Annotated in this window: 4 protein-coding genes; all 4 read left to right on the top strand. The window is 67.2% G+C overall.

Annotated elements, in window-relative coordinates:
- A partial coding sequence (locus B1A78_RS21200; protein ID WP_144037953.1) for a COQ9 family protein occupies nucleotides 1-305 on the top strand: 305 nt, incomplete at its 5' end.
- 57 nt (nucleotides 306-362) lie between these two features.
- Nucleotides 363-629, top strand: a complete 267-nt coding sequence (locus B1A78_RS21205) for a FeoA family protein (protein WP_077148831.1) — start codon at nucleotides 363-365, stop codon at nucleotides 627-629.
- Nucleotides 626-2,491, top strand: coding sequence for a ferrous iron transporter B (locus tag B1A78_RS21210; protein ID WP_077148832.1), 1,866 nt, complete (start codon nucleotides 626-628; stop codon nucleotides 2,489-2,491). The genes B1A78_RS21205 and B1A78_RS21210 overlap by 4 nt, the downstream gene beginning before the upstream one ends.
- A gap of 32 nt (nucleotides 2,492-2,523) precedes the next feature.
- Nucleotides 2,524-2,967: single-stranded DNA-binding protein (ssb, locus tag B1A78_RS21215; protein ID WP_077148833.1), on the top strand; the 444-nt coding region annotated here is incomplete at its 3' end.

Consider the following 2,967-nt stretch of genomic DNA (forward strand, 5'->3'; position numbering starts at 1 on the left):
ACATGCCCTTCGCGGCGAAGCTCGGCTGGCGCGCCGCCGACCTGATGTGGCGGCTCGCGGGCGATACCGCGACCGATTATAATCATTACAGCAAGCGCGCGATCCTCGGCAGCGTCTATGGCGCGACGATGGCGGTGTTCCTGAACGACGAGAGCGACGGCCATGCCGACACCCGCGCCTTCCTCGCGCGGCGGATCGACCAGGTGATGCGCTTCGAGGGCTGGAAGCATCGCCGCGCGGCGCAAAAGATCGAACGCCCCAGCCTCGCGCGCTTCGTCGGGCGGCTGCGCTACCCGGGGCGGTAATCATAATTTACAATCGAGGGCTGGCGCTCGCCGACCGATATTGATAATCGCTCGCAAATGAACGCTTTGCTCGATAGCGCGCCGCTGGGTGTCGCGGTGCGGATTTCCGGGATCGACTGGACCGCCATGTCCGACGACGAGGGCCGCCGCCTGCGCGAATTCGGCCTGATGGAAGGCGTCGAGATCACCCCGCTCCATCGCGGCAGCATCTTCTCGCGCGACCCGCTCGCCTTGTCGGTCGGACGTATGCGCGTCATCATCCGCGCGCGGCAGGCGGCGATGATCGCCGTCGAGGCGATCGGAAGCGAGCCCGCGCTGTCATGACCGGCCCGATCCCCACCATCGCGCTGGTCGGCAACCCCAATGCCGGCAAGTCGAGCCTGTTCAACGCGCTGACCGGCGCGCGGCAGAAGATCGCCAATTATCCGGGCGTCACCGTCGAGCGCAAGGCGGGGCATGCGAGCTTTGCCGACGGCCGCCCGATCTCGCTGATCGACCTGCCCGGTACCTATAGCCTGATCCCCGCAAGCCCCGACGAGGCGGTGACGCGCGACGTCATCTTCGGCAAGCAGGACGGCGAACGCCAGCCCGATGCGCTGATCGTCGTGCTCGACGCGGCGAACCTCGACAATCATCTCTGCTTCGCGCTCGAGCTGATCGCGCTCGGGCTGCCGACCGTCGTCGCGCTCAACATGCTCGACCTCGCGACGCGCGACGGGCTGACGCTCGACCCCGAGCGTCTGGCACAGGAATTGGGCGTACCGGTCGTCCCGACCGTCGCGGTGCGCAAGCGCGGCACGGCCGAATTGCTCGACGCGGTCGACACCGCGATCCGCGGCGCGGCCCCCGCCGCGCCGATCACCGAGGCGCCCACGCCGAGCGATGCCGCGCTGCACCGCCGCGCGCGCGCGATCTCGCGCGCCGCGACCTTGTCCGAAACCCCGGTGCGCCGCTGGACCGCGCGTGTCGATTCGGTCGTGCTGCATCCGGTCGCGGGCTTCGCCATCCTGCTCGGGCTGATGTTCATCATGTTCCAGGCGGTCTATGCCTGGGCCGGGCCGCCCGCCGACCTGCTCGAAAGCGGGGTCGGGGTGATGCAGCAATGGGTCGTCGCGACCTTCCCCGAAAATTTCCTGCGCGACCTGGTCGTCGAGGGACTGCTCGCCGGCGTCGGCGCGGTCGTCGTCTTCCTGCCGCAGATCCTGATCCTGTTCCTCTTCATCCTGCTGCTCGAGGCATCGGGCTATATGACGCGCGCCGCCTTCCTGATGGACGGGCTGATGGCCAAGGTCGGGCTGTCGGGGCGCGGTTTCATTCCCTTGCTGTCGAGCTTTGCCTGCGCGGTGCCGGGGATCATGGCGACGCGCTCGATTCCCGACGAAAAGGACCGGCTGACCACGATCCTGATCGCACCGCTGATGACCTGTTCGGCGCGGCTGCCGGTCTATGCCCTGATCATCGCTGCCTTCATTCCCGACCGCGCGGTCGGCGGCTCGCCCGTGGGCTTGCAGGGGCTGGTGCTGTTCGGGCTCTACCTGTCGGGCATCGTCGGCGCGCTGGTCGTCGCCTTTGTCCTTCGCCGCACGCTGGCGAAGGGCAATGCCGCGGGCTTCATGATGGAAATGCCCCGCTACCAGATGCCGCGGTGGCGCGACATCGCGCTCGGCCTGTGGCAGCGCGCGTGGATTTTCCTGCGCCGCGCCGGCACGATCATCGCGATGACCACCGTCGTGCTGTGGCTGCTGCTGACTTTCCCTAAGGCGCCCGAGGGGCAGAGTCAGGTCGAATATAGCCTTGGCGGCCGGATCGCGAGCGGGCTGGAGGTCGTCGTCGCGCCGATCGGCTTCAACCATGACATCGCGCTCGCGCTGATCCCTGCGATGGCGGCGCGCGAGGTCGCGGTGTCGGCGATGGCGACGGCGAACGCGATCGACGCCGGCGACGACGAGGAAGCGATGGCCGAAACCCTCGGCGAGCGGCTGCAAGGCAAATGGAGCCTTGCCACCGCGCTCGCCTTCCTCGCCTGGTTCGTCTTCGCCCCGCAGTGCATTTCGACGATCGCGATCACCCGCCGCGAGACCAATGGGTGGAAATGGCCGATGTTCATGGTTGGCTATTTGTTCCTGCTCGCCTATGCCGCAGCAGGTATCACTTATTGGACGGCGGTCGCCTTCGGTCTCGGCTGACGTCCCCTCATTCTATCGGGAGCGGAGCGGCGATGGCTGGCAGCGTCAACAAGGTTATTTTGATCGGCAATCTGGGCGCGGACCCGGAGATCAAGTCGTTCCAGAACGGCGGCAAGATCGCCAATCTGCGCATCGCGACGTCGGAAAACTGGAAGGACCGGATGACCGGCGAGCGCAAGGAGCGCACCGAGTGGCACACCGTCACGATCAACGGCGAAGGGCTGGTCGGCGTCGTCGAACGCTATCTGAAAAAAGGTAGCAAAATCTATATCGAAGGCTCGCTGCGCACCCGCAAATGGCAGGATCGCGACGGCAATGATCGCTACACGACCGAGGTCGTCGTCGCCGGCAATGGCGGCACGATGACGATGCTCGACGGCGCGCCGGGCGGTGGCGGTGGTGGCGGTTCGCGCGGCGGCGGCGGTGGTGACTGGGGGGGCGGTTCGTCGGGCGGTGGCTCGGGCGGCGGCTGGAAC

The organism is Sphingopyxis sp. KK2 (assembly GCF_001990265.1).
Taxonomy (GTDB): Bacteria; Pseudomonadota; Alphaproteobacteria; order Sphingomonadales; family Sphingomonadaceae; genus Sphingopyxis.

What these genes read in the sequence shown, in the direction of transcription:
- B1A78_RS21205 (WP_077148831.1), top strand. Translation starts at nt 363, where the DNA reads ATGAACGCTTTGCTCGATAGCGCGCCGCTGGGTGTCGCGGTGCGGATT.
- B1A78_RS21210 (WP_077148832.1), top strand. Translation starts at nt 626, where the DNA reads ATGACCGGCCCGATCCCCACCATCGCGCTGGTCGGCAACCCCAATGCC.